This is a genomic window from Stappia sp. BW2, assembly GCF_008107695.1.
Taxonomy (GTDB): domain Bacteria; phylum Pseudomonadota; class Alphaproteobacteria; order Rhizobiales; family Stappiaceae; genus Roseibium.
Genome location: NZ_VIRG01000070.1, coordinates 851,561 through 875,208, shown reverse-complemented (window position 1 = coordinate 875,208; position 23,648 = coordinate 851,561). Strand labels below are relative to the sequence as shown.

23 protein-coding genes are annotated in these 23,648 nt (G+C 59.0%); 11 read left to right on the top strand and 12 right to left on the bottom strand.

Annotated elements, in window-relative coordinates; genetic code table 11:
• Positions 1 to 4: 4 nt before the first annotated feature.
• The 4 genes from FMN63_RS22940 to FMN63_RS29930 all read right to left on the bottom strand — a co-directional run bounded on the left by FMN63_RS22940 (position 5) and on the right by FMN63_RS29930 (position 2,514).
• Positions 5 to 937, bottom strand: coding sequence for a cytochrome c (locus tag FMN63_RS22940; protein WP_148586448.1), 933 nt, complete (start codon positions 935 to 937; stop codon positions 5 to 7).
• A 142-nt stretch (positions 938 to 1,079) separates the two neighbouring features.
• Complete coding sequence (locus FMN63_RS22935) at positions 1,080 to 1,541, bottom strand: c-type cytochrome (protein ID WP_502706274.1); 462 nt, start codon at positions 1,539 to 1,541, stop codon at positions 1,080 to 1,082.
• A gap of 200 nt (positions 1,542 to 1,741) precedes the next feature.
• Positions 1,742 to 2,344: a superoxide dismutase gene (locus FMN63_RS22930; protein ID WP_148586447.1), complete on the bottom strand. Its 603-nt coding sequence runs from the start codon at positions 2,342 to 2,344 to the stop codon at positions 1,742 to 1,744.
• Between the two features lie 38 nt (positions 2,345 to 2,382).
• Entirely contained in the window at positions 2,383 to 2,514 is a 132-nt protein-coding gene (locus FMN63_RS29930; protein WP_286192738.1) for a hypothetical protein, read from the bottom strand.
• A gap of 175 nt (positions 2,515 to 2,689) precedes the next feature.
• Here FMN63_RS29930 and FMN63_RS22925 point away from each other — a divergent pair, with 175 nt between their 5' ends.
• Positions 2,690 to 3,025 carry a hypothetical protein gene (locus FMN63_RS22925; RefSeq protein ID WP_148586446.1) on the top strand — a complete coding sequence of 112 codons (336 nt, stop codon included), beginning with the start codon at positions 2,690 to 2,692 and terminating at the stop codon, positions 3,023 to 3,025.
• Positions 3,026 to 3,244: 219 nt separating this feature from the next.
• Complete coding sequence (locus FMN63_RS22920; protein ID WP_148586445.1) at positions 3,245 to 4,423, top strand: YbfB/YjiJ family MFS transporter; 1,179 nt, start codon at positions 3,245 to 3,247, stop codon at positions 4,421 to 4,423.
• 10 nt (positions 4,424 to 4,433) lie between these two features.
• Here the strand turns inward: FMN63_RS22920 and FMN63_RS22915 are convergent, their stop codons facing one another.
• Positions 4,434 to 5,291: a branched-chain amino acid aminotransferase gene (locus tag FMN63_RS22915; RefSeq protein ID WP_148586444.1), complete on the bottom strand. Its 858-nt coding sequence runs from the start codon at positions 5,289 to 5,291 to the stop codon at positions 4,434 to 4,436.
• 312 nt (positions 5,292 to 5,603) lie between these two features.
• Between FMN63_RS22915 and FMN63_RS22910 the strand changes: the two genes are divergently transcribed.
• Together FMN63_RS22910 and FMN63_RS22905 are read left to right on the top strand one after the other, a co-directional pair.
• The gene (locus tag FMN63_RS22910) at positions 5,604 to 6,044 is read left to right on the top strand and encodes a VOC family protein (RefSeq protein WP_148586443.1); all 441 of its coding nucleotides are present in this window, start codon (positions 5,604 to 5,606) and stop codon (positions 6,042 to 6,044) included.
• A gap of 114 nt (positions 6,045 to 6,158) precedes the next feature.
• Positions 6,159 to 6,821 carry a haloacid dehalogenase type II gene (locus FMN63_RS22905; RefSeq protein WP_148586442.1) on the top strand — a complete coding sequence of 221 codons (663 nt, stop codon included), beginning with the start codon at positions 6,159 to 6,161 and terminating at the stop codon, positions 6,819 to 6,821.
• Positions 6,822 to 6,908: 87 nt separating this feature from the next.
• On the opposite strand, the gene FMN63_RS22900 is transcribed toward FMN63_RS22905, so the two are convergent.
• The 4 genes from FMN63_RS22900 to FMN63_RS22885 form a co-directional block, all read right to left on the bottom strand.
• Positions 6,909 to 7,295 carry a YkvA family protein gene (locus tag FMN63_RS22900; protein ID WP_148586441.1) on the bottom strand — a complete coding sequence of 129 codons (387 nt, stop codon included), beginning with the start codon at positions 7,293 to 7,295 and terminating at the stop codon, positions 6,909 to 6,911.
• Positions 7,296 to 7,484: 189 nt separating this feature from the next.
• Entirely contained in the window at positions 7,485 to 7,910 is a 426-nt protein-coding gene (locus FMN63_RS22895) for a GFA family protein (protein ID WP_205514244.1), read from the bottom strand.
• Between the two features lie 41 nt (positions 7,911 to 7,951).
• Positions 7,952 to 10,117, bottom strand: coding sequence for a methylmalonyl-CoA mutase (scpA, locus tag FMN63_RS22890; RefSeq protein ID WP_148586440.1), 2,166 nt, complete (start codon positions 10,115 to 10,117; stop codon positions 7,952 to 7,954).
• Entirely contained in the window at positions 10,114 to 12,126 is a 2,013-nt protein-coding gene (locus FMN63_RS22885; RefSeq protein ID WP_148586439.1) for a methylmalonyl-CoA mutase family protein, read from the bottom strand. Before FMN63_RS22885 ends, scpA begins: the two co-directional genes overlap by 4 nt.
• Before the next feature lie 498 nt (positions 12,127 to 12,624).
• Between FMN63_RS22885 and FMN63_RS29925 the strand changes: the two genes are divergently transcribed.
• Positions 12,625 to 13,326 carry a helix-turn-helix domain-containing protein gene (locus FMN63_RS29925; RefSeq protein WP_148586438.1) on the top strand — a complete coding sequence of 234 codons (702 nt, stop codon included), beginning with the start codon at positions 12,625 to 12,627 and terminating at the stop codon, positions 13,324 to 13,326.
• A gap of 215 nt (positions 13,327 to 13,541) precedes the next feature.
• Here FMN63_RS29925 and FMN63_RS22875 read toward each other — a convergent pair whose 3' ends face one another.
• Together FMN63_RS22875 and FMN63_RS22870 are read right to left on the bottom strand one after the other, a co-directional pair.
• Positions 13,542 to 13,949, bottom strand: a complete 408-nt coding sequence (locus FMN63_RS22875; protein WP_148586437.1) for a DUF4332 domain-containing protein — start codon at positions 13,947 to 13,949, stop codon at positions 13,542 to 13,544.
• A gap of 45 nt (positions 13,950 to 13,994) precedes the next feature.
• Positions 13,995 to 14,387: a DUF2780 domain-containing protein gene (locus FMN63_RS22870; RefSeq protein ID WP_148586436.1), complete on the bottom strand. Its 393-nt coding sequence runs from the start codon at positions 14,385 to 14,387 to the stop codon at positions 13,995 to 13,997.
• 221 nt (positions 14,388 to 14,608) lie between these two features.
• Here FMN63_RS22870 and FMN63_RS22865 point away from each other — a divergent pair, with 221 nt between their 5' ends.
• From FMN63_RS22865 to FMN63_RS22840, 6 genes are all read left to right on the top strand, one after another.
• Positions 14,609 to 16,168, top strand: coding sequence for a helicase HerA-like domain-containing protein (locus tag FMN63_RS22865; protein ID WP_148586435.1), 1,560 nt, complete (start codon positions 14,609 to 14,611; stop codon positions 16,166 to 16,168).
• An 8-nt stretch (positions 16,169 to 16,176) separates the two neighbouring features.
• The gene (locus tag FMN63_RS22860) at positions 16,177 to 17,124 is read left to right on the top strand and encodes a cation transporter (RefSeq protein WP_148586434.1); all 948 of its coding nucleotides are present in this window, start codon (positions 16,177 to 16,179) and stop codon (positions 17,122 to 17,124) included.
• A gap of 154 nt (positions 17,125 to 17,278) precedes the next feature.
• Positions 17,279 to 19,153: a mechanosensitive ion channel family protein gene (locus FMN63_RS22855; RefSeq protein WP_209001278.1), complete on the top strand. Its 1,875-nt coding sequence runs from the start codon at positions 17,279 to 17,281 to the stop codon at positions 19,151 to 19,153.
• A gap of 150 nt (positions 19,154 to 19,303) precedes the next feature.
• Positions 19,304 to 20,692, top strand: coding sequence for a dipeptidase (locus FMN63_RS22850; protein WP_148586433.1), 1,389 nt, complete (start codon positions 19,304 to 19,306; stop codon positions 20,690 to 20,692).
• A 105-nt stretch (positions 20,693 to 20,797) separates the two neighbouring features.
• Positions 20,798 to 21,379 (top strand): LOG family protein, encoded by a 582-nt coding sequence (locus tag FMN63_RS22845; protein ID WP_148586432.1) that lies wholly within the window; start codon positions 20,798 to 20,800, stop codon positions 21,377 to 21,379.
• Positions 21,380 to 21,543: 164 nt separating this feature from the next.
• On the top strand, positions 21,544 to 22,134 hold the full coding sequence (locus FMN63_RS22840) for a DUF1131 family protein (RefSeq protein WP_148586431.1): 591 nt from the start codon (positions 21,544 to 21,546) through the stop codon (positions 22,132 to 22,134).
• Positions 22,135 to 22,574: 440 nt separating this feature from the next.
• On the opposite strand, the gene FMN63_RS22835 is transcribed toward FMN63_RS22840, so the two are convergent.
• The gene (locus tag FMN63_RS22835; protein ID WP_148586430.1) at positions 22,575 to 23,612 is read right to left on the bottom strand and encodes a phytanoyl-CoA dioxygenase family protein; all 1,038 of its coding nucleotides are present in this window, start codon (positions 23,610 to 23,612) and stop codon (positions 22,575 to 22,577) included.
• Positions 23,613 to 23,648 lie beyond the last annotated feature (36 nt).

Sequence of the window (23,648 nt, the reverse complement as noted above, 5' to 3'; positions counted from 1 at the left end):
GACGTCAGTTGGCCGTTTGAACAACGGCCGGGATGGCTTTCAGATAGGCGGCGATCGCCTCACGATCGCTTGCGGGAAGTTTGGCCATATTCTCCTGAACATGCACCATTTCTCCGCCAACGGAATCGTATTCCGGCGTGAATCCGCTTTCCAGATAATAGGCGATGTCAGCAGCACTCCAGCTGCCGAATCCGCCCTCTACCGGAGTTATGTCGGGAATGCGGCCTTCCCCTGTGGGAGCGGGCGCGCCACCGAGCCACCTGCTCAGCTCCAGCCCACCGGCAAGATTGCGGGGCGTATGGCATTCGCCGCAATGGCCCGGCCCTTCCACCAGATACCGGCCACGCTCCCAGAGTGCGGTATCAACATCCCCCCCGGCTGCAGGCGCGGCAATGACCGGTGCCGGATCCAGGAACAAACGCTTCCAGAGCCCGATGCCCCGGCGGATATTGAACGGGAAACCGAGTTCATGCGGGGGAGCCTTGCCCTCAACAGCCGGCAGCGTATTCAGGAAGGCATAAAGGTTGCCGATATCAGCGCCGGACATTCGGGCATAGGACGTATATGGAAAAGCCGGATAGTAGTTTCGCCCGTCCGGCGATGTGCCGTGTGTCATGGCATTGGCGAAATCTTCAAGCGACCAGGCGCCGATACCGTCTGCCGTGCTGGAGGAGATATTGGGCGCGACAAACACACCGAAAGGCGTTTCCAGACGCAGGCCACCGCCAAGCTTCAGCTTGTCGTCTCCTTCAGCGTCCTTGGCAGCATGACAGGACGTGCACCCTCCTGCCCAGAAGACCAGCTCTCCTTGCGCGGCATCTCCTGGTGCGAAGGCGGCAAGCTGGGCCTGGTTCAATGTCGTCGGCGCGGACAGAAACCACCCCGCAGCTGCGGCAACAACGCCAAGCACGACGAGGACGATGACAGCCTTTTTCATGGAGTCTCCCTGGGTTCCGCCTGCAGCTGAACACCAAAACAGCGGCTCTTCAGCCCCGAGGGGATGAAATGCCGCTGATCTGTCTCACAAGCTGGAGCCGGCCTGGTGGCACCGGGCACCGAAAGCTCCTGAATTCAGCCGATCAGTTTTTCTTACGGTAAGTTTCGTGGCACGATTTGCAAGAGCCGAATACGGGCCCCATCGCAGCCTTGAGCGCTTCCACATCCGCCGGGCCGTCTTTGCCAGCAGCTTCCGAAGCTTTTGCCGTGGCTGCCGCAAATTTTGCCAATTCGGCCGAGAAACCATCCGGATCTTCCCAGATGGCAGCTGCCGCGCCGGTTTTCCCCTGATCAGACCCTGCGGGGAAGAAATCGCCAAATGACAGCGATGCAGCGCGCATGGTCGCGATGGCCGCTTTTCCGGCGGCAGGCGAATAGGCAATCTCCCCTTTCATCATACCGCCACCAAGTCCGGCGGCTGCGCCGACGGAAGACATGATGGCCTGCCGGGTCGCGATCGGGTCGTCAGACGCCTGAGCAATCGTTCCGGCAAGGCCGATCCCGGCCGCCAGACCCAACACAACAGCGGATTTGATCATTCGCATCGTTCTCTCCCTCTCGTGGAAATTGCCATGGGCAATGATTCACCTGGGAGAGTACAACCCATGGACCACCCAGTCCTGAAATCACGGTCTCGTGAGGTGACGACTCAGCGGTGAACACACCGTCAACGCTGACGAAACAACCAAACAAAAAACCCCGGCCTTTCCAGGCCGGGGTTTCAAGAAACGGGATGTGACCCGAATTACTTCGTCGCTGCTTCGTACATTTCCAGCACGTAGTCCCAGTTGACCATGCTGTCGATGAAAGCTTCCAGATATTTCGGACGCGCGTTGCGGTAGTCGATGTAATAGGAATGTTCCCACACATCGCAGCCAAGGATCGGCGCGGCACCATGCACCAGCGGGTTTTCACCGTTCGGCGTCTTCATGATTTCCAGCTTGCCGTCCTTCACAGCGAGCCATGCCCAACCGGAGCCGAACTGGCCAACACCTGCGGCGATGAAATCGGCGCGGAACTTGTCGAACCCACCGAGATCGCTGTCGATTGCAGAAGAAAGGGCGCCCGGAAGGGAGCTGCCGCCGCCATCTTTCTTCATCCATTTCCAGAAATGGATGTGGTTGTAATGCTGACCGGCGTTATTGAACAGCGGAGCGTTCTTGCCGTAGCTACCCTTGACGATCTCTTCCAGCGACTTGCCTTCCAGGCCGCTGCCGGCGAGCAGCTCGTTGCCTTTGGTTACGTAAGCCTGGTGGTGTTTGTCGTGGTGAAACTCGAGCGTTTCAGCAGACATGTAAGGGGCCAGCGCATCATATGCATACGGCAGGTCAGGCAATTCAAAAGACATGACAAACTCCTCAAAAGGTCGGTGACGGGCGGCAACATTCAGACATCTTCAGTCAACGTCCGAATGACCGCGTCGAGCGGCAAAATAGGATTGCTGGGCCGACACGGCAAGCGCGGAACCTCAAAATAAAGAAATTTTTTCTTTTTATTTTCAGGCGCGCGATCTGCCATTGACATTTCCCGCAAGTGGAACGCTTTCAACCGTCCCTGGTTGCATCACTCACAAGAACGTGAACAATAATTTTCAAAAATAAGATTGTGTGACTTGCAACACGTACATTCCAGACAACAAGAATTAAATTGATCTCCGTAGCCAGAGATGGCCGACTTTTTTTAGGAGATAGTCATGAAATTGAATAATACTTACGCAATCGCCCTTGTTGTTTCTGGAAGCATTCTGGTCGGGACCACAATCTCGTCTCAAGCTGCCCCCAGTGACGGAAGTAATCTTGGCGAATGCTACAACAACTGGATTTCGCATTGTAACGCAACGACCAGCGGCTACCCGAACAGTTGCTACGGCGAGAGCCTGGACCATTGTGACGGCGTCCATGGGGCCAGCATGACCCAGATCCCCGGTTACAAGGCCAAGACGATGCGGACCAAGGCCCTGCGCAAGGCAAAACGCACCAACGCCCGCCTCGTCGCTCCTGTTGTTCAGCCGGCTCGCTCTAGCAACTGAGCCGATTTTCTTAAAACAAAAAGCCCTGCAATGGACGCATTGCGGGGCTTTTGTGTTTCACTGATTGATCTCGACAGCAGCATTCGCTGTCCATCCTCAATTGTCCGCCTCCCCAGCCGGCTCCGACCTGCAAATGACAATCCGGTTCAATCGTGCAAGATAGCCTCAACGGCCACTGAGGCCTTCTGCCTATTCTCTATCGACTGACCCTCGGAACCCATGTCAGCCACACCACGCTCTCCCACCGCACTGGCTTTCGGCGGCCTGCTCTCCCTTGCAGCCGCAATGGGAATCGGCCGGTTTGTCTATACCCCGATCCTGCCCTTCATGACCGACGGTTTGTCGCTACCACCCGACGATGCAGGCCTGATCGCGTCGGCGAACTTTCTCGGTTATCTGGCGGGGGCGCTTGCCGGTGCCTCAAGGTCGCTGCCCGGCAGTCCTCGCATGTGGTTTCTGGGCGGACTGATCGCCAGCGCGCTCACCAGCGCCGCGATGGCACTGACCACCGCTCTGCCGCTGTTCCTGTTGATCCGCTTTGCCAGCGGTGTCGCAAGTGCCTTTGCGCTGGTCTTTTCCACCAGCCTTATCCTGGAAAGGCTGACAGAAGCCGGACGCGGCGGGTTAAGCGCCCTGCATTTCGCCGGTGTCGGTTGCGGCATCGCCTTTTCCGCGATCCTCGTCGCTGTCCTTGCGCATCTGGGGGCGGATTGGCGCATGCTCTGGCTGGCGAGCGGCGCAGCAACGCTTTGCTTTCTGCTGGTCGCAGCCTTTCTGGTGCCGACCGGACCGGTGCCCGTGCCGGGCTCAACAACGGCATACACCTCCCCGGGCGCCGCCCGATCCTCCCCATTCGGGTCCGCGAGCCGTATCCGACTGATACTGGCTTATGGCCTGTTCGGGTTCGGCTACGTCATCACCGCGACCTTCATCAACACGATTGCACGTGCCAATCCGGCGCTTCAGTCAACCGAAGCATACGTCTGGCTGACAGTCGGCCTGTGCGCCGCGCCTTCGATTTACGTCTGGAACAGGGTCGCAGCGCGGCTGGGAACCCGGAAGGGTTTTGCGCTCGCGTGCATTCTGGAAGCCGCTGGCGTCGCCCTGACGGCCATCAGCACAGTGCCTGCGCTTTTCCTGCTGGGCGCGGCACTTCTCGGGGCAACCTTCATGGGGATCACAGCCCTTGGCCTCATGGAGGCACGGCGCGAGGCCAGTGGGGACGGTCCGGCGGCAATCCGCCAGATGCTGGCGGTTCTGACGGCAAGTTTTGGTGTCGGACAGATGGCCGGGCCCTGGATCGCGGGCCAGATGCACCACCTGACCGGATCCTTTACCGCTTCCTCTCTGGCGGCCGCAGCAGCACTTGTGGTTGCTGCGGCACTGGTCGTCAGGTGACGCTTGCCGCTCAGGCGTGGGAGAATTCCCAGTAGAGCTCTCTTGCGCGTGCCGCAATCGGGCCCGGCTGCAAGTCACGCTCATCAATCCGCTTGACCGGTGTGACCTTGCTGTAGTTACCGGTCGAGAAGATTTCGTCCGCTTCCAGAAATTCGCCATAGTCCATGGTGCGCTCGTAAACATCATAGCCGGCCGACCGCAGCAACTGAATGACCCGCTGACGGGTAATCCCATTCAGGAAAGTGCCGTTTGGCACCGGCGTATGAACCTTGCCTTCCTTGGCCATGAAGACATTGGCCGACGTCAGCTCGGCAACATTGCCAAGCATGTCGCGAACAATAGCATTGTCGAAGCCCCGCCCCTTGGCCTCAAGCATGGCCCTGGCGTTGTTGGGATAAAGGCACCCGGCCTTGGCGTTGACCGGCATGCATTCAAGCGTCGGGCGGCGGAACGGCGACAGCGTAATGCTCATGGCTGCGTCCTTGTCCGCCATCGGCGCATCGAACAGGCACAGGCAGAAGCGCGTGCTGTCGGGATCGCCCGCGACAACACCGGGTCCGTCACTCTCTATCCAGTACATCGGCTTGACGTAAATCTGCTTGTCTCCGCCAAACTTCGCACAGCCTTCCTTGGACAGTTCGACCATTTCCCCCACCTGCATGGTCGGCTTCATGCCCAGCGCCTCTGCACTATCGTTGACACGTTTGCAGTGAAGATCGATGTCCGGCATTACGCCTTCAAAGAAGCGAGCGCCGTCAAAAACGCTGGAACCGAGCCAGGAGGCGTGCGTGCGTGGGCCCATGATCGGCGGATTGCCCTCGTGCCAAGTCCCGTCGATCCAGGTCCAGGTTTCACTCCATCCGCTCATGTCCGTTTCCTTTTCCGCGTTGCGGTCGTGCTGTTTGTCCGCCGAAACAACACCCCCCATCCCGGCAGGTCAATAGCTTGCCGAAAAAATCCGGAAAGTTGTCGTCTTTATTCGCAAATGCCATTTGAATCGGAATAGAAACCACCAAAATCGAACATAATCGATAGAAATTTTCCCCACCCTCGCCAGCAATTGCCAGGTGTGAGTCCCACCGCCTGGTCTGGCCATAACCCGCCGGATCTGCATCCAGGCCATTGACTCTCACCGTGTGGAGTTCTCTATATGTTCCTTCCTCAATCTTGGGAGAGCAGGATGGAACAGCGCATTTCCGTGACGACACTGGTGGTTGAAAACGTCGCCGAAACACGCCGTTTCTTCGAAGATGGCCTGGGATGGCAGGTCCATTCTTCACCGGGCCCCGACGTGGTGTTCTTTCAGGTGCCCGGCAGCGTATTTGCCCTTTATGGCCGCGCCTCGCTGGAAGAAGAGATCGGACGGCCTGTAACCGCCAGCCCCACCGGTGCGGTCACCCTCGCCTGGAACGGCAGGTCGGAAGCCGAAGTGGACCAAAGCTTTCTGAAAGCTCTGGCCGCTGGAGCAAAACCGGTCAAGGAACCCCAGAAAGCCTTCTGGGGCGGCTACTCCTCCTATGTGGAACTGCCGGGAGGCCACCTGCTTGAGATCGCCTATAACCCGTTCTGGCCGGTTGAGGAAAACGGCGCGATAACACTGCCACCTGTGCATAGCAGGTGACAATAGCGGGAAAAGTCGTGCCAGCGTCCTGTGTTGCAGATAGCGGCGCTTGACGCAGGAGGCCTCAGGTTGTTCTCTTCCGCCGTTTCGTGAAAGGACTTGGAGGTCTTGAAGATGGCGCATGCTGCTTACGTGTTCGATGCGTATGGAACCTTGTTCGACGTGCATGCAGCCGTCCGCAAACACGCGGAAAAACTCGGCCCCGACGCTCAGAGACTGTCCTCGCTTTGGCGGGAAAAACAGCTCGAGTATTCCTGGGTACGCGCCCTGATGGGCAAGTACCTGGACTTCTGGGAGCTGACCCAGCAGGGCCTGGACACCGCGTTCGCCCTGGTGCCTTCCGCTGACAAGTCGCTGCGTGAAGACCTTCTCAGCGCGTATTGGGAACTTGACTGCTATCCGGAAGTGCCACAGGTCCTGACCAACCTGAAGGCGACCGGCGCGAAAATCGCCATCCTCTCCAACGGGTCTCCGGCAATGCTGGAAGCAGCCGCCAAGGCTGCCGGTCTGACGGAACTCTTTGACGAGATCTTTTCCGTCGACGACCTTCGAACCTTCAAGACCGATCCGCTGGTCTATGAAATGGTCACGACCCACTTCCGGATCTATCCGGAAGAAGTCTCCTTTCAGTCTTCCAACCGTTGGGATATTGCAGGCGCGACGGCGTTCGGCTTCCGCACGGTGTGGATGAACCGTATGGGCATGCCAGACGAATATCTCGACCTGTCTCCCAAAGCGGTGTTGGTTGATCTGACGGGACTTGCCACTCTCGGCTAACAGCCCCCAAAAAAACTGGGAATGCCTGGGTGGAAGACTTCCTCTTTTGAGGAACAGTCCCGACGAACCGAACAACGCGTCTGAGGGTCAGACCGGAAAAAGCCGCCAGATCCACACCATCATTGCCAGGGCCCCAACGGTCCAGACCAGCAGGACCAGTCCTGCCGCCATCCGGCTGATAGGCGGCCTGTCCTGTCTTCTGGCAGCTTCCGCCCGGCATTCCGCCATGACCTGAGGCGGAATGAGCCTCACCGCCAGATAGATGCCAAGCGGCACGAGCAATAGATCATCGAGGTAACCGATCACCGGAATGAAATCCGGTATCAGGTCAATGGGTGAGAGAGCGTATGCGGCCGTCGCGATGGCCAGCCCCTTCACATACCAGGGTACCCTCGGGTCGCGGCCAGCCAGATAGAGGGCATGAAGATCGCGCTTGATGCGCTTCGCCCAGGTTTTGATGGCGTCGCTCAACATGACAGACCACGTGCGCAGGAGCCGGAGGTGCCCAAGCCGGACCGTATTCTGATCGACGACAACAAGGGCCCCACCCGCGTCTTAACGGAAATCCACTGGCGTATAGGGCCATATCTGTTCGGCATATACCAGGAACCGCCTGTTCCGTTCCATCAGTTACCCGCCAAAGAGAGGAACTGAACCACATCGTCAGGCTTGAGGCTTTTGGGGCGCCATTTCCTCGTAACATTGCAGGCGCCTATCGACAAAATCCCAAGACACCGCGCGCGAGACATAGATCGCCAGCGTCGGCTTGACCGCCTCCGGAGTGTCCAGGCTCGACGTCCGAACCACGACCAGCCCCTCCATTCCCGTGCGGGTGTGGAAGACCGGACTTCCGCAGACCGGGCAGAAACGCCTGTTGATAGAGCGGCCGCTATCTGCGGTTTTCACGTATTCGGTGACCTCACCGGTCAGGACAAAGGCATCCTCATCGAAAACCGTATGGGTCGAATGACCGGTTCCGCCAAGTTTCCGGCAATCCGAGCAATAGCAGTGAACGGTCAGCTTGGGCGCTGCCTCACAGCTGTAGCGCACCCCCTCGCACAGGCAGCCACCGGTCAGTATCTCAACCATGCAGCCACCTCCACGGCTCCTGTAGCTTTATCAGCCCGGGCCTATTCAGCGGCTTCGGCGGACCCGTAACCGAGCTGTTCGTTCAACTTGCCGATCAGGCCGATGGCCGCTTCGGCAATCACCGTGCCCGGTGGGAAGATCGCAGCCGCGCCGGACTTGTAGAGTTCGTCATAATCCTGAGGTGGCACAACCCCACCAACCACGATCATGATGTCTTCCCGGCCTTCCTCGGCCAGCGCCCGCCTCAGGGCCGGCACAAGCGTCAGGTGTCCCGCCGCCAGCGATGACACGCCAACCACATGCACATCGTTTTCAACGGCCTGCCTTGCAGCTTCTTCCGGGGTCTGGAAAAGCGGTCCGATATCGACGTCGAAACCGAGATCGGCAAATGCGGAGGCAATCACCTTCTGGCCGCGGTCGTGCCCGTCCTGACCCATCTTGGCCACCAGGATACGCGGACGGCGGCCGTCGTTTTCCTCGAAGGCTTCCACCAGTTTCTGGACTTTCTCGATCGTCCCGGACATGGCCCCGGCCTCCCGTTTGTAGACCCCGGCAATCGACTTGATTTCGGCCTTGTGCCGGTCGAACACCTTTTCCATTGCCAGCGAAATCTCGCCCACGGTTGCTTTCGCCCGTGCGGCCTTGACGGACAGATCCAGCAGATTGCCCTCGCCCGAAGCCGCACATTGCGTCAAGGCTTCCAGAGCGGCCTGGGTCTCAGCTTCATTGCGTTCTTCGCGCAGGCGCTTGAGCTTGTCGATCTGGGCAGCACGCACCTGAGCATTGTCGACCTTGAGAACGTCGATCGCCTGCTCGCTGTCCGGTTTGAACTTGTTGACGCCCACCACTGTCTGCGCACCGCTGTCGATCCGCGCCTGGGTCTTGGCGGCGGCCTCCTCGATGCGCAGCTTCGGAATGCCCTTCTCGATGGCTTTCGCCATACCGCCGAGTTCTTCCACTTCGCGGATATGCGCCATGGCCTTCTCGGCAAGGTCGGCCGTCAGTTTCTCGACGTAATAGGACCCGCCCCACGGGTCGATCACCTGCGTCGTGCCGCTTTCCTGCTGCAGGAAGAGCTGGGTGTTGCGGGCGATACGGGCGGAAAAGTCGGTCGGCAAAGCCAGCGCCTCGTCCAGTGCATTTGTGTGCAGCGACTGGGTGTGGCCTTGCGTTGCAGCCATGGCTTCCACACAGGTGCGGATGACGTTGTTGAAGACGTCCTGCGCCGTCAGCGACCAACCCGATGTCTGTGAGTGGGTACGAAGCGACAGGGATTTCGGGTTCTTCGGCTGGAAGTTCTCTTCCATCAACGTTGCCCAGATCAGGCGTGCGGCACGCAGCTTGGCAACTTCCATGAAGAAGTTCATGCCGATGGCCCAGAAGAAGGACAACCTTGGTGCGAACTGGTCGATGTCCATGCCGGCAGCGACACCGGCGCGGGCATATTCGATGCCGTCGGCAATCGTATAGGCCAGTTCCAGATCCGCCGTCGCCCCGGCTTCCTGCATGTGGTAGCCGGAAATGGAGATAGAATTGAAACGCGGCATGTTCTGGGACGTATATTTGAAGATGTCCGAGATGATCCGCATGGAGTGCTTGGGCGGATAGATATAGGTGTTGCGGACCATGAACTCCTTCAGAATGTCGTTCTGAATGGTGCCCGACAGATCCTTCTGGTCAACGCCCTGCTCTTCCGCAGCCACGATGTAAAGCGCCAGAACCGGCAGCACGGCACCGTTCATGGTCATGGAAACGCTCATCTTGTCCAGCGGAATGCCGGAAAAGAGCGTGCGCATGTCATAGATGGAGTCGATTGCGACCCCCGCCATGCCGACATCGCCGGAAACACGCGGATGATCGCTGTCATAACCCCGGTGGGTGGCAAGGTCGAAGGCGACCGACAGGCCCTTTTGACCGGCGGCAAGGTTGCGCCGGTAAAAGGCGTTGGAATCTTCAGCTGTCGAAAACCCGGCATATTGGCGCACGGTCCAGGGCTGCTGAACGTACATGGTCGGGTATGGACCACGCAGGAACGGCGGCAGGCCGGGCCAGGTGTCCAGGTGCTTCAGACCTTCAAGATCCTGCGCGCCGTAGACCGGCGGAACCATGATGTCTTCCGGCGTCTGCCAACTTTCCTGAGTGCCGGCGTCCGCGGCCTTGACGATTTGCCGGAACGGCTTATCGGCGAAATTCGGGATCCTGCTCATGATTGGACCTCCAGATCTGTCAGCTCGAGCCCTTCACGGGTCTCCAGCCGGTCGAATGCATCCTTCAGCAGGCCCAGCAGATCGCACCCGGCGAAGACGAAGGCATCCACACCGGCCTTGCGATAGGCATCTTCCCGCTCTCCCGGGCGGCCTGCAAGGTAAAGATAACCGGCACCTGCCGATTTCAGCGCGCGAGCCGCAGCTTCCGCTTCGGCCTCGTAAACATCGTCGGAGGATACCAGGCAGGCAAGCGCGGCGCCGCTTTTGCGGAAATCCGCAACAAGGTCTTCAACCGAGGCATAGACAGCAGGCCCCACGGAGGTCACCCCGCCGGCCGCAAAAGCGTTTGCCGTCCAAGTGGCGCGGGCGGAAAACTGCGCAAGGCTGCCCAGAGAGGCCAGAAACACCGCAGGTGCATCCGACACGGCTTTCTCGAACGCATCGGCCCTGGCGCGCAACTGCTCGAAAGGTTCCGCTATCCGTGCCGTGTCCAGCTTCGGCAAAGAATAGTCGCGCGGCAGAAGGTCCAGCCGCATTCCCAGCTCATTCAACGGTACGCCCTCAAGTGCAAGCTGGCGGAGAACGGCGAAGCGCTCGCCATCGTCGGGCTCCGGCAGGTCTTTGCGCGGCCCGCTCACACCGGCAATGTTCTCTTCGCTCGACTTCAGAACGGCGACCTTCTTTTCCGCAAGATCCGGAAACTCGCTCACGCCGGTGATCGGGCGTTTTCTGGTCGCAATCTTTTTGGCAACGCTGGTTCTGGCGACCGCGATACGCTCATGCACCAATCCGGTGCGCACCGCCTCGAACAGCCCGCCAGCCGCTTCGATTTCCTGGAAGAGACCCCAGGCAGCCTCGCAAACAGTGTTCGTTCGCTCCTCAATAGCGCCCGAGCCTGCCGCCGGATCAATGACCTTGGCAAGATTGCTTTCTTCCAGAAGGATCGTCTGCGTATTGCGGGCAAGCCTGCGGGCAAATCCGTCGGGAAGTCCGACAGCCTGCGTATGTGGCAGGACGCAGACACTGTCTGCCCCCCCGACACCCGCCGCGAAGGTCGCCACCGTGTTGCGCAGCAGATTGACCCAGGGATCCCGACGCGTCAGCATTCTGTAGGACGTTGACATATGAAGCTGCAGGCCCGCCTGCGGCAACCCTGCCCCGTCCAAAACAGCCGCCCAGAGCGAACGTATGGCACGCGCCTTGGCAATCGTTCCGAGCTGATCGGCTTCCGCGATCAGGCTGAATGAAATTTTGTCAGCCCATTGCTCGGGTGCAAGCCTCGTTCCCTCCAGCAACCGCAAATGCGCTGTCGCAGACGCCAACACCAGGGCAAGCTCCTGTGCGGGCGTTGCGCCTGCCTCATGCCAGATGCGACCGTCGGCCTTCAGGACCCGCGCCGGGCTGCCGTAATCATGAGTGGAGACCACCATGTCGCGGAAATGTCTGTAGGCCATTTCCATGTCGGCCAATGCGATGCCATTGAGCGCAACCCAGCTGTGGGGATCAACACCGGCCGTCAGGCGAACGTTCGCTGGATCGATCTTGCGTTTTTCTAGCAAAGCCAGAAGGGAGGCGAATACCTCGACGTTTTCCCGCCCTGCTTCGAAGCGCACATCGATGAGATCGAGTTCGACCCCTTTCAGCAGGCAATCGAGACCGGAAAGATCGTCGACCCGGATGCCATTCCCGTAGGAAGCGGCTGCCCCCCGGAAAATCAGATCGAGGCCGCTGGCGCCTCCTTCCAGATCTTCCAGAATTTGGGCATTTGCCTCGCTGGGGTCGGGAATATCGACCCGCTGAACCACGGACCAGTCGCCGGCAGATGACCTCAGCGCCCAGGCGGGACTGTCCGTGCTGCGCTCATAAAGCGGAGCTATGTCCAGTCCGTCGTCCGTCTTTCCATAGAGCTTCTGTCGGGAACCGCCTTTCAGGGCCTTGTCCACGGCCGCCCACCAGGCTTCCGCGTCGGCAGAATAGAAACTGTCAGGTCCGGTAAAGCTGTTTGTCATGGCACTTACTCCCTGGCCCCGTTTTAGTCCCTGGCCCTGAAGCTTGGCAACTCAGCAGAATGGGTAAGGTTTGGGAGCTCCCCCAGTCACCGCAGGGTGAAGCCAGAACAACCATGAATTGCGAATCCCTGTCAGAATTAATTAGACGTATAAAAAATAAAATTCTCTACGAAATACGCTTTTCAACATACGCTTACGAAGACGTTAAACAGCACGCCAAAAGACTTTCGGGCTTCTTCTAGGCGGCATCTTGTCAATTTTTTGGCGGAATAAGCTAAGTTTGCCATTTTTCCCTATTGGTACGATCATCAATTGTATTGTAGCGTGTATCTGCTGACGCATGGGAATTTCTACCCTCATAACAAATGCGCGGCACCGGGGTCTGACACTTACCTGAATGGGTTTGGCGGTCACGGTTATCACCCATCAGCGGATGATCCGGCACGCGTCCGGACGCCCGCAAAGAAGCGGCCTCACAAGCCGCAAAGGATGTGCACAATGCTTGATCAAACGGAATTGAAGAGCAAGCTGAGAGCAATCTCGGAAGCAAATGCCGCCCATCATGTGCTCGATATCTTGGAATCGAACCTGCGCCGCATGGGGGCCACGCATATTCTGATTACTGGCTTGCCAATGCCGAACCGTCCGATCGACAATCTCGTTCAAAGGTTCCGGTGGCCCGATCAACGCAACGATGGAATTGAAAGCACTTCGCTTTCCGCAAACGACAGCGCTTTGATGCTCGGACTCGGCTCCAACCGGGCGCGCGTCTGGACAATCTCCGCCGGTGACATGGAGCATTCCGACCTTCTGGCATCCGCCGGAGAAGGAAGCCAGGTCCTCGTCATCCCCGTGACGGAACTCTATCCCTTCCAGGCCTTCGTATTCGCGAGCGGCCCGGCTCTCCAGGTCAATAAATACGATCTGTCCAACCTGGAAGCCCTCGCCGCTGCCGCCTTCTCGCGCCTGCGCGAACTCGGTGTGATCTCCGGACAGCGGCCGGGCGCCTTGTCGACCCGGGAACGCAGAGTTCTGGAGCTGACAGCCTACGGCAAGACCGCCGGCGAAATTGCAGACGTGCTCGACATCTCGCAGCGGACCGTCCACGCTCATCTGCAGAATGCCAGCGTCAAGCTGAACGCTTCGAACAAGACCCACACAGTGGTTGAAGCGCTTCGCTACGGCCAGATCAGCGTCTGACGTCGCATTCCGAGCCGACCTCTTTTCGCAGCTAACAACAGGCGCACTTCGGTGCGCCTGTTTTGTTTCCGCGCACAACCTGACAATCAATCGCCTCAGATCAGACTGTGTCCAGTTCGCGTTTCAGGCGGCAGATTCAACTGGCCAAATACCAAATGAAAAAGGCGCGCTCACCGCACGCCTTTATTGTCGCTCTCGAATGTTGCTCGCCGACCTCAGTAGGTCATCATCGGCGGCAATTCCTTGGCCTGCTCGACCCATTTAGTGACCTGGCTTTCGCTCGGTACCTGGCGAACAAGCTTTTTCGCCTCATTCACTTCCTGCATCTTCTCCGCAAGATTTGCGGCATTGCGATGCTTCAGTTCCTTCACCGTGTCGACCCCGGCCGCTTCCAGAAGTTCTGAATATTCTTCACCGACACCGCTGATGCGCATCAGATCCGCCATGTTGGCCCATTTCAGGATCCGCTTGCCCTCAATGCCGGTTGCTTCTTCAAGTGCCTTGCGACCCTTCGGGTCCTTCGCACGTTCCAGATAGGCTTCCGTCGTCTTGATGCCGGCTTCGCCAAGCTTTGCAGCATAGGCCGGGCCGATACCTTCGATTTCATCGATGGAATAAGACATGTGCTCAGAACTCCCTAATCAACCGGTGACCGAACCTTGGGACAGTCAAACGATCTGGCTCAGCCCCGGAATTTGTGAAACCACTTCATTCACAACGTCGTCCCCTGCTTTTTCCTTAGCATAGGAAACGAGTTCTTGGACAACACTTTGCACGCCATCCATATCGAGTCCGGCATTGGTCAATTCATTCAGCGCGGCCATGGCCCCCATGCCACCGCCCATCATGCTTCCAAGGCCGCTCAGAAAGCCACCGCCGGATGCGGCAGCAGCCCGTGCCTCGACCAGTTCCTGCGCGCCCGGAAGAGCATCGAAGATGAGCTGCATCTTGTCTTCCGGACCTTCCTTGTTCAGAAAGCCCAAGATAATGCCGATGGCGTTCTTGGCGACATCTTCATCAATGTCTGCTGCCGCCATGATCCGCTTGATGAGCTCTTCCATGAAAATCTCCTGATCAAATGACCGGCGCCACGTCATCCGGCGCCTGTTTGGCTTCTCTATACAAGCCCCAAGGTGTCCGCGTCGATGGTCAATTCCCTTTCTGCTCGACTATGCCGCATCCACCCTGCGTGCTTGCCCACCTGCACGTCGCAACAGAATGTTTCAATCTCGTCGCGAAAGGCTCTACGCTGCGGCAAGATAAAGGGATTCGGGGGAAACTCGTGAAGGCGAAAGACAGTATTTTCATTGGGTCCAGCACCAGGGACGAAACCCTCACGCTCAAGCTTGCCAACCGCCACGGCTTGATTGCGGGCGCCACCGGTACGGGCAAGACCGTGTCGCTGCAGATCCTTGCCGAAGGCTTTTCAAAGGCCGGTGTTCCCGTCTTCTGCGCTGATATCAAGGGCGACCTGTCAGGTCTCGCGACAGCAGGCGTTTCCAAGGACTTTCTTGAAAAGCGGGCCAGCGATGTCGGCATTGCCGCCGACTATACTTATGAAGCCTTTCCCTCAGTGTTCTGGGACCTACTTGGCGAACAAGGCCACCCGATCCGCACCACAGTCTCCGAAATTGGCCCCCTGCTTCTGGCGCGCCTTCTGGAACTCAACGACACCCAGGAAGGCGTTTTGAACGTTCTGTTCGAATTGGCTGACGATGAGGGCCTTCTGCTGCTGGACCTGAAGGACCTCAGGGCCATGCTCGCCCATGTCGCGGAGCGTGCGTCGGAGCTGTCGAGCATTTACGGCAACGTCTCCAAGGCCTCGGTCGGGGCTATTCAGCGCCGGCTTCTGGTGCTGGAGCGCCAGGGCGGTGAGCACTTTTTCGGTGAACCGGCACTGGACATCCGGGACTTCATGCGCACAGCGCCGGACGGACGGGGCGTTGTCAATATTCTTGCAGCAGACAAACTCATGTCCGCTCCGCGCCTCTACGGTGTGTTTCTGCTCTGGATGCTGTCTGAACTCTTTGAGGAACTGCCGGAAGTCGGCGATCCGGAGAAGCCGAAACTGGTGTTCTTCTTCGATGAAGCCCATCTTCTGTTCTCCGGTGCGCCCAAGGCACTGATCGAAAAGGTGGAACAGGTCGTCCGGTTGATCCGCTCCAAGGGGGTCGGTGTCTATTTCGTCACCCAGAACCCGTTGGACGTGCCGGAGACCGTGCTTTCCCAGCTTGGCAATCGCATCCAGCACGCCCTGCGCGCCTTCACCCCGCGCGACCAGAAAGCCGTGCGGGCAGCGGCCGAAACCTTCCGACCCAATCCGGACCTCAACACCGAACGGGTGATCACCGAGCTTGGCGTCGGTGAAGCCCTGGTCTCCACCCTGGAAGGCAAAGGCATTCCATCGGTTGTTCAGCGCACCCTGATCCGACCTCCCTGTTCGCGGCTCGGCCCGGTTACCCAGGCAGAACGGCGCGCGCTGATCCAGTCCAGCCCAGTCTTCGGCACGTACGAGCGCACCCGCGACCGCACGTCGGCTTACGAGGTGCTGATGGGCCGCGCGGAAGAAGCCCAGCAACAGGAGCAGCGGCGCCAGGAAAAGGAAGACAGCTATGCCAAAAAGCATGGCGAGCCCCGCCGCTCCCGCTCCGGCTTCCAGCTCCCTGACTTTGGACGCGACGACAGACCCCGCCAGGAAAGCCGGAAGCGGCGCAGCAATCGCCGTAACCAGCGTGACACGGCTCTGGAAGCGGGGCTCAAATCCGCTGCCAGAAGTATAGGCTCTTCACTTGGCCGGGCGCTGGTGCGCGGCTTGCTCGGATCCCTGAAACGAGGCAACTAGATCAAGAGATGTCGGCAAATGCGGCGCAGAACCTGGCAACCGAGCGCAAAGCGCTTGTCGTCGGCAAATGGGCCAACCTGTTCATGGCCGCTGCCGGCCTCCTGACCGCATGGGCGTCCAGGTCCGATGCCATGCTGGTGGACGGCCTTTATTCGGCGGTCAACTTCATTTCCGCCATTGCGGCGGCCCGCATCGGGGCAAGGGTCGGCCTGCCACCGACACGCTCCAGACCCTGGGGACACGATTTCGACGAGGTGCTCTACGTCACCTTCCGAAGCCTTATCCTGATCGGCGTTCTCGTCTTTGCAGCCTTCGTCTCGATTTCGAAAATCTGGACCTTTTTTTCCGGGGGTGCGGTACCGCAACTGGCGTACGGGCCAATTGCGGTATACGCGGTGGTCATCGTCAGCATCTGCCTTGGCCTTGCAGCCAATTTTCACCGTGCCTACAAAGTCACCGGTCAGCGCAGCGCTATCCTGAAGACCGAAGCCCGCGCAGCACTCATCGACGGTGCGCTCAGTGTCGGTTCGGGCGCTGCCCTGCTCTCTCTGCCCTATCTGGAAGGCACGATCCTCGGACCTTTTGTTCCCATAGGCGATGCGGTCATCGTTCTGGTCCTGATCCTGGCAATCATCTGGCAGCCGCTGTCAACGTTCCGTACGACACTGGCCGATCTTGCCGGCGTCAGCGCCCCCAGCGGGACTTACGCCAAGGTCGCCCGCGCAGCCCGCAACCTTGCCCGCGAAAAAGGCTATCGACTTCATCGCGCTGCCGTTCTGCAGGCTGGACGCATGCATTGGGTGGTTGTCTATCTCGACCCAAGGAAACCGGTTCTTGCCGAGGAAATAGACCAGTTCAGAGACCTGCTCTCAGCCAGGCTCGAGGATGCGATCGGACCGGCACGGGTGGAAGTTGTCCTCACGGCGAGCGATTACACCAAACAAGGTCATCAATAATGCGGGTTGCCTGATTTCCCCCCGGGGTAACAGGATAGTTACCCCTTCCCGTTATGGCTGTAGTCGAAACAACGGGTAGATAGGCGCCATGCAATACCGAGTAATCCGGCCACAACCGCACCTGAAAGCTGAGCGCTTGCACCAGCGCCCTGTCATGCCACTGTTGCATCTGCTTTTTCTGCTGTCTCTGATCACCGCTGTCTTGAGCGGGGCTTCAGGAGCCTGGGCACAGGCACCCGACCCTGCGGCCGTCGTAACGCAGGAGCAGGCGAGAAAGCTGGATCAGGAACGAGTTGCCCTCGCCCGTGAATATCTGCGTGACAACCCGATCTCGCCTCCAGACACGTCCAGCCCGCGCGCGACCCTGGAAAGCTTCGTCTACATCATGCACGAGGTGAACACGCTCTGGATGTCGGTCCGGGACAGCTATGACGAAAGCAACCGGTTGTTCCTGTCCAGCGGCGAAAAGGAAAAACTGGTCCTGGTCCAGGCGCTCCTCTCAAAGGCTGCGCAGACCTTCGATTTGAGCGACATCCCCGTAACGTCGCGGGAAAAGGCCAGCGTCGAAATAGCGTTGCAGCTTCAGGAGATCCTGGACAGGATCCCTCCGCTCCATTTCGAGGATATTCCCGGCTCGCCCGCCGGCGGCTTTTCCAAGAGAGGCGATCAGGGCAGCCTGCCCGATCATTGGACGATCCCTGGCACCAGCATCTCTTTGATGCGTCAGGGCACCGGGGAACAACACGGGCAATACTTGTTTTCGAAAGCCTCCGTCGAGCGTATTCCCGAAGATTATGCAGTCGTTCGGGTGCTGCCCATCAAGGCGGACAAGGGCGAAGACCTCTTTGAATATTACATCTACACACCAGGCAACCTGGTTGCACCGCTCTGGTACGATGTGATCGAAGCCGGCCCCGCCTTCCTGCATCGGCACTTTGCCGACCAGGCTTATTGGCAATGGCTCGCCTTGATTGGACTGTTCGCCCTTACTGCGCTCGTGCTTGGGTATTACGTAAGGTGGCGCAGGATGCGCGCGGTCTCGGTGCATGAGGGCACCCGCATCGCCCACGCGATCTTCAATCCAATTCTCGTGATCCTTGCCGCAAGCCTTTTCCGATATCTGTGCGAAGACCAGATCAACATCACCGGCATGCCTCTTGTGGCCATCGGCACGTCGACCACTGCCATCATCTGGTCGGCCACGGCCTGGATGGTCTACCAGATCCTGCAGCTCTTCTACGTCTGGTTTTCCAGCAGCTCCGGTGCTGCGAGAGACGGTCTCGACGTCAGCTTGCTGCGCACGGGTTTCCGGGTTTTCTCCCTTGGCATCGCGCTGATCGTGCTGGGCTACGGCGCAACGCAGATCGGCATTCCGATCTACGGCGTCATCGCGGGTCTCGGCGTCGGCGGCCTTGCAATTGCCCTTGCCGCCCAGCCGACGATTGAAAACCTGATCGGCGGCATCATTCTTTATGCCGACCGGATGGTGCGGGTCGGGGAGTTCTGCCAGTTTGACGATCTGGCCGGCACAGTGGAATCCATCGGCATCCGGTCCACCCGTATCAGGGCGCTGGACCGGACGCTCATTACCGTTGCCAATGCCGACCTCGCCAAACGGAAAATCATAAATTACAGCTACCGCGACCAGTTTCATTTCCGGCACAAGCTCGGCCTGCGCTACGAGACCAGCCAGGAAGCGTTGAAGCGTGTTCTGGCGGGGATCCATGATTACCTCAAGGCCCATGAAAAAGTGGCCGAGGATCCAATGCGCGTGCGTCTTATCGGCTTTGACGACTATGCCGTCACGGTCGACGTCTACGCCTATGTACAGGCATCGGACATGGCCGGCTTCCTCGAAATTCAGGAAGAGTTGCTTTTCGGCATTCGGGAAATCGTCGAGTCCAACGGGTCGGAAATCGCCTATCCGTCTTCGACCGTCTATCTGTCGCAAGACGGGGGCGTTCAGGATGGAGAGGCTGCCGGCAACGGCAGTCCTGTCAGCGACGACGAAAAGCCACAAGCCGCCTGACGCTTCTGCGTCCGGCGTGCCGCTGGCTGGCTTCGACTTCAAGAATAAGCAATTGCGCTAAGCGCGCCGATATGGCCTGTTAGGACCTTCTCACAAGGCCCGAGTCCATCGGGCCTCTGCACCTATTTGTTAAAAATTCAAGGATCCGTCATGAGTTCCATCGACAAGGTCTTGGCGCGCATCGATGCCAATCTCGACAATAGCCTCGACCGTCTGTTCGACCTCCTCAAGATCAAGAGCATTTCAACCGACCCGGCCTTCAAGGCGCCTTGCCGCGAGGCCGCGGAATGGCTGGCGAAAGAACTGAACGACATCGGTTTCGAGGCCTCCGTGCGCGACACGACCGGCCATCCAATGGTTGTTGGCAAGCGCAAGTCCGGCAAGCCGGGTCCACACGTGCTGTTTTATGGCCACTATGACGTTCAGCCGGTGGATCCGCTGAACCTGTGGAAGCGTGACCCCTTTGACCCGGCCATCGAGACCAGGCCGGACGGCAGCAAGGTCATCGTCGCCCGCGGCTCTGCCGACGACAAGGGCCAGTTGATGACCTTCGTGGAAGCTGCACGTGCCTATCTGGAGGAAACCGGCGATCTGCCGCTGGATGTGACGATCCTGTTCGAGGGTGAGGAAGAATCCGGCTCTCCATCGCTTCATCCCTTCCTTGAGGCCAACAAGGACGAACTGACCTGCGATCTCGCCCTCGTGTGCGACACCGGCATGTGGGATGCGGAAACTCCGGCAATCTCCATCATGCTGCGTGGCATGGTCGGGGACGAGGTCATCGTCAAGGCGGCCAGCCGTGACTTGCACTCTGGTTCCTATGGTGGCTCGGCTCAAAACCCGAACCACATCGTCGCCTCGATCATTGCCGGCCTCCATGATGAAAACGGCAAGGTAACCCTGCCCGGCTTCTATGACGGCGTCATCGACATGCCGGAAGAAGTCACCAGGATGTGGGACGAGCTCGGCTTCTCGGTTGAGGAATTCCTCGGCGACGTGGGCCTGAAATATCCGCGCGGTGAAAAGGACCGCATGCCGCTTGAACACCTTTGGACCCGCCCGACCGTTGAAGTGAACGGCATGTGGGGTGGCTATCAGGGAGCCGGTTCCAAAACGGTGATCCCCTCCGAAGCCCACGCCAAGTTCACCTTCCGTCTTGTCGGCGATCAGGATCCGGACAAGATCCAGGAGGCGTTCCGCGCCTACGTGCGCTCGAAAATCCCGGCGGATTGTTCAGTGGATTTCATTGCCAAGGATGGCAGCCCGGCCCTGCGGCTCGACTTTGCGATGCCGGCTCTGGAAAAGGGCAAGACAGCCCTCGAGGCCGAGTGGGGCAAAGAGGTTGCCCTGACCGGAATGGGTGGCTCGATCCCGATCGTCGGTGATTTCAAGCGCATGCTGGGTATGGACTCGCTCCTGATCGGCTTTGGTCTGGAAGACGACCAGATCCACTCGCCGAACGAAAAGTACAATCTGACCAGCTTCCACAAGGGCATCCGGTCCTGGGCCCGCGTCCTTGACGAGTTGGCCAAGGACTAACCCTGAAATCGGCACGCGGACGGAAAGGTCCGCGTGCCTCGCGATCACCCCCGATCAAGTTGCCCTGATGGCATTCGATTCAGCATCAGCAGCCGGAGAACAGGTATGAAATCCATTTGCGTCTTTTGTGGCTCCAGTTACGGCGCGCTTGAGGCATACGCAGATGTTGCGCGTGACACGGGACGCGTCATCGCCGAACAAGGCTATACGCTTGTCTACGGCGGCGCCAAGGTTGGCCTGATGGGCACCGTCGCCAACGCGGCGCTTGAAGCCGGCGGTAAGGTGATCGGTGTGCTGCCGAGATCCCTGATGGACAAGGAAATCGGCCACGAAGGCTTGAGCGAGCTGCACCTTGTCGATTCAATGCATGAACGCAAGGCAATGATGGCCGATCTCTCCGACGCCTTTATTGCATTGCCTGGCGGCGTTGGCACGCTGGAAGAAATTTTCGAAGTCTGGACCTGGGGTCAGCTCGGCTATCACAAGAAACCCTGCGGCTTCCTGAATGTCGAAGGCTATTACGATCACCTGATCACCTTCCTCGACCACCAGACCCAGCAGGGCTTCACCAAACAGGTAATGCGCGACATGGCACAGCTCGCCAGTTCGCCGCTGGAAATGATCCGCCTGTTCGAGAACTATGCGCCACCTTCCGCGCCCAAATGGATCAAACGGGACGAAACCTGACAGGCGAGTAAATGCGCAGGCTTTGCAGCCGCTGCGGCATCTGGCGAGACAAGCGGGTAACTGTCCACAGGGGGCATCGCTCTCTTTGCAAACAAGACGTTAGTTGGTAAGTCCCGTATCGGGTCTGCGCACTTCGGCGCAGCCAAATCAGCCTGAGTATTCTTATGCGTCTAACTGCCATCGGTTTTGCCTGCGTTTTCGCTCTTATGGGAGCGGCCTGCGCCCCGACGTCGGATCTGGACGGCACATCCGGACGGCTGGCACGGACCTCCGACATCACCCTGGTGCAGATCACCGAAGATCGTGTCGGCGGAATAACCGGTGAGACCCCATACGGTCAGAAAGCCATCGAGGCCGCCCTGCCCGGCTTCACCACCGAGGGCATCCAGACCGCCAACGAAAACTCAACGGAGTGGGCTCTTGCCGCCTTCAACAGCGATGGGTTTCAGGTGTTGCAGGTGTTCAAGGGCAAGAACGGCAAGGTCCGCACCGTCCACGGCGTGACCCATCATCTTCAGGGCCCGAACGGCGAGCGGATCGGCATGACCTTTTCCGAAATCGGCTCGTCACGGGCCGATTGCCGCGTTGGCAAGAACCTGTGGCGCGGCATGGCCATTTGCCATTCCGACGGCCACCGGAACGTGGAACTGGTCTACGCAATTCCAGGCTACGACGGCCCGTTCGACCGCCTGCCGGCCGAAAACGACCTGTTCGATGCCCAGCTCCAGCGGATCCTCTGGACGCCGAAGAGCTGACGCCGAGGCCAGTTAGACGCCATCCAAGAGGCAAGCTCCAAAATCAACCTCATCCTGAGGAAGCGCGCGAGCGCTGTCTCGAAGGATGGGCGGCACACGCTTGAGCAAGCGGCCTCCCCTTGAGACGGACCTGACGGCCCTCCTCGGTGTCTGGCACGAAAGTGGTGCCCGGGGCGACTGCTTCGACCACATGTGTCAATTCCGCAAAAGCGGGAAACCAGGTCTCCGCAAGGTAAGAATTAAGTTTTTAGAGCAAACTCATCAGGTTACTGGATCCCCGCTTTCGCGGGGATGACAATGGAGAGGGACGCAAAGTCGTGACAGGATCCACGACAACTGCAGCCTTTTACATTTTCAGACCAGGCTCTCAGGATGAGGTTGGCTGTGAAAAATTGACCGGCGATTGTCTGGAACAAAGAATGCAAAAACGACATCAGCCCTCACACATGTGGCTGTGAGCGCACCATGACTTCGCCCACCTTGCGCCAGACGTTACGCTGTTTCAGGGTCTTTTCCGCAACATCAGCAAGCTCCATCAAGACCGGCATACCGCGATCCTTGAGGCCCGGCAGTGATTTGATATCGCCGCCGGTCCATGGCAGGAACGGGTTGCGGCGCATGTGCCAGTGAATTTCCGAGCGGACCGTCGGCTTGTCGGAGGGCGTGCGACCGTGAAAGGCAAATGTATCGGCCACGATCAGCGTGTTTTCCGGCACGGCCATCTTCTTGGGCTGCGGCAGGCCCAGAGAGGCAAGCTCATCCGCCTTGATGCGGAACGAGCCGCTGGCATGATGGGACCTCAGGTCCTTGGCTGCGCTCAGGGAGCATTCATACTCCCATTCCAGCCGCTCCTTCGTGAGCTTGTGCGAGCCCGGCACAAAGAAGAACGGACCGTCCTCCTCACCCACATCCTGCAGGAACAGCCAAGCTTTGGACGTAGCATGGAACGTGTCAGCGTGGGCGTCGGACTGCGGATCTTTCTTCTTCACCTTCAGCGGTTCAACCAGAACCGTCTGAATGAAATTGAGCGGCTGCCCGCCCTGTGAGGCGGCATAGCGGATCATGTTGTTCGCACGCGGGTCACGCACAGCTTCTGCCAGGGCAGCGTTTTTGCGCAGCACCTCCGGCGGCAGAAGGGTCATCCGGGTAACCGCCTGTCCCTGGCGCATCTCCCGCGATTCGAACGGCTGGTTGAACACCTCTTCCTTGAGCTGGTGGAATGTCTCCTCCGGAAGGAAATCCTTGACCAGGAAATAGCCGTTCTCATCGAAGAAAGCCTGCTGCTCCCGATCCACCAGATGCGCCAGCTTCGCCCGTCTGTGCGCGGCGAGATCAGCGGCGAGCTTCACCCGTTTCTTGTGCAAACCCCAGGTATTCAGCCGCTCGCTGCCTAGCAACGGGTTCTTGCGCGGTGACTTGTCGGTTCCGGCGAGACCCAGAACCCAGAACGGGGCTTTCAGATAGGACAAGGGTGTCATGCAGCACCAAAAATGAATTTCATCGAAGCGGCGTGT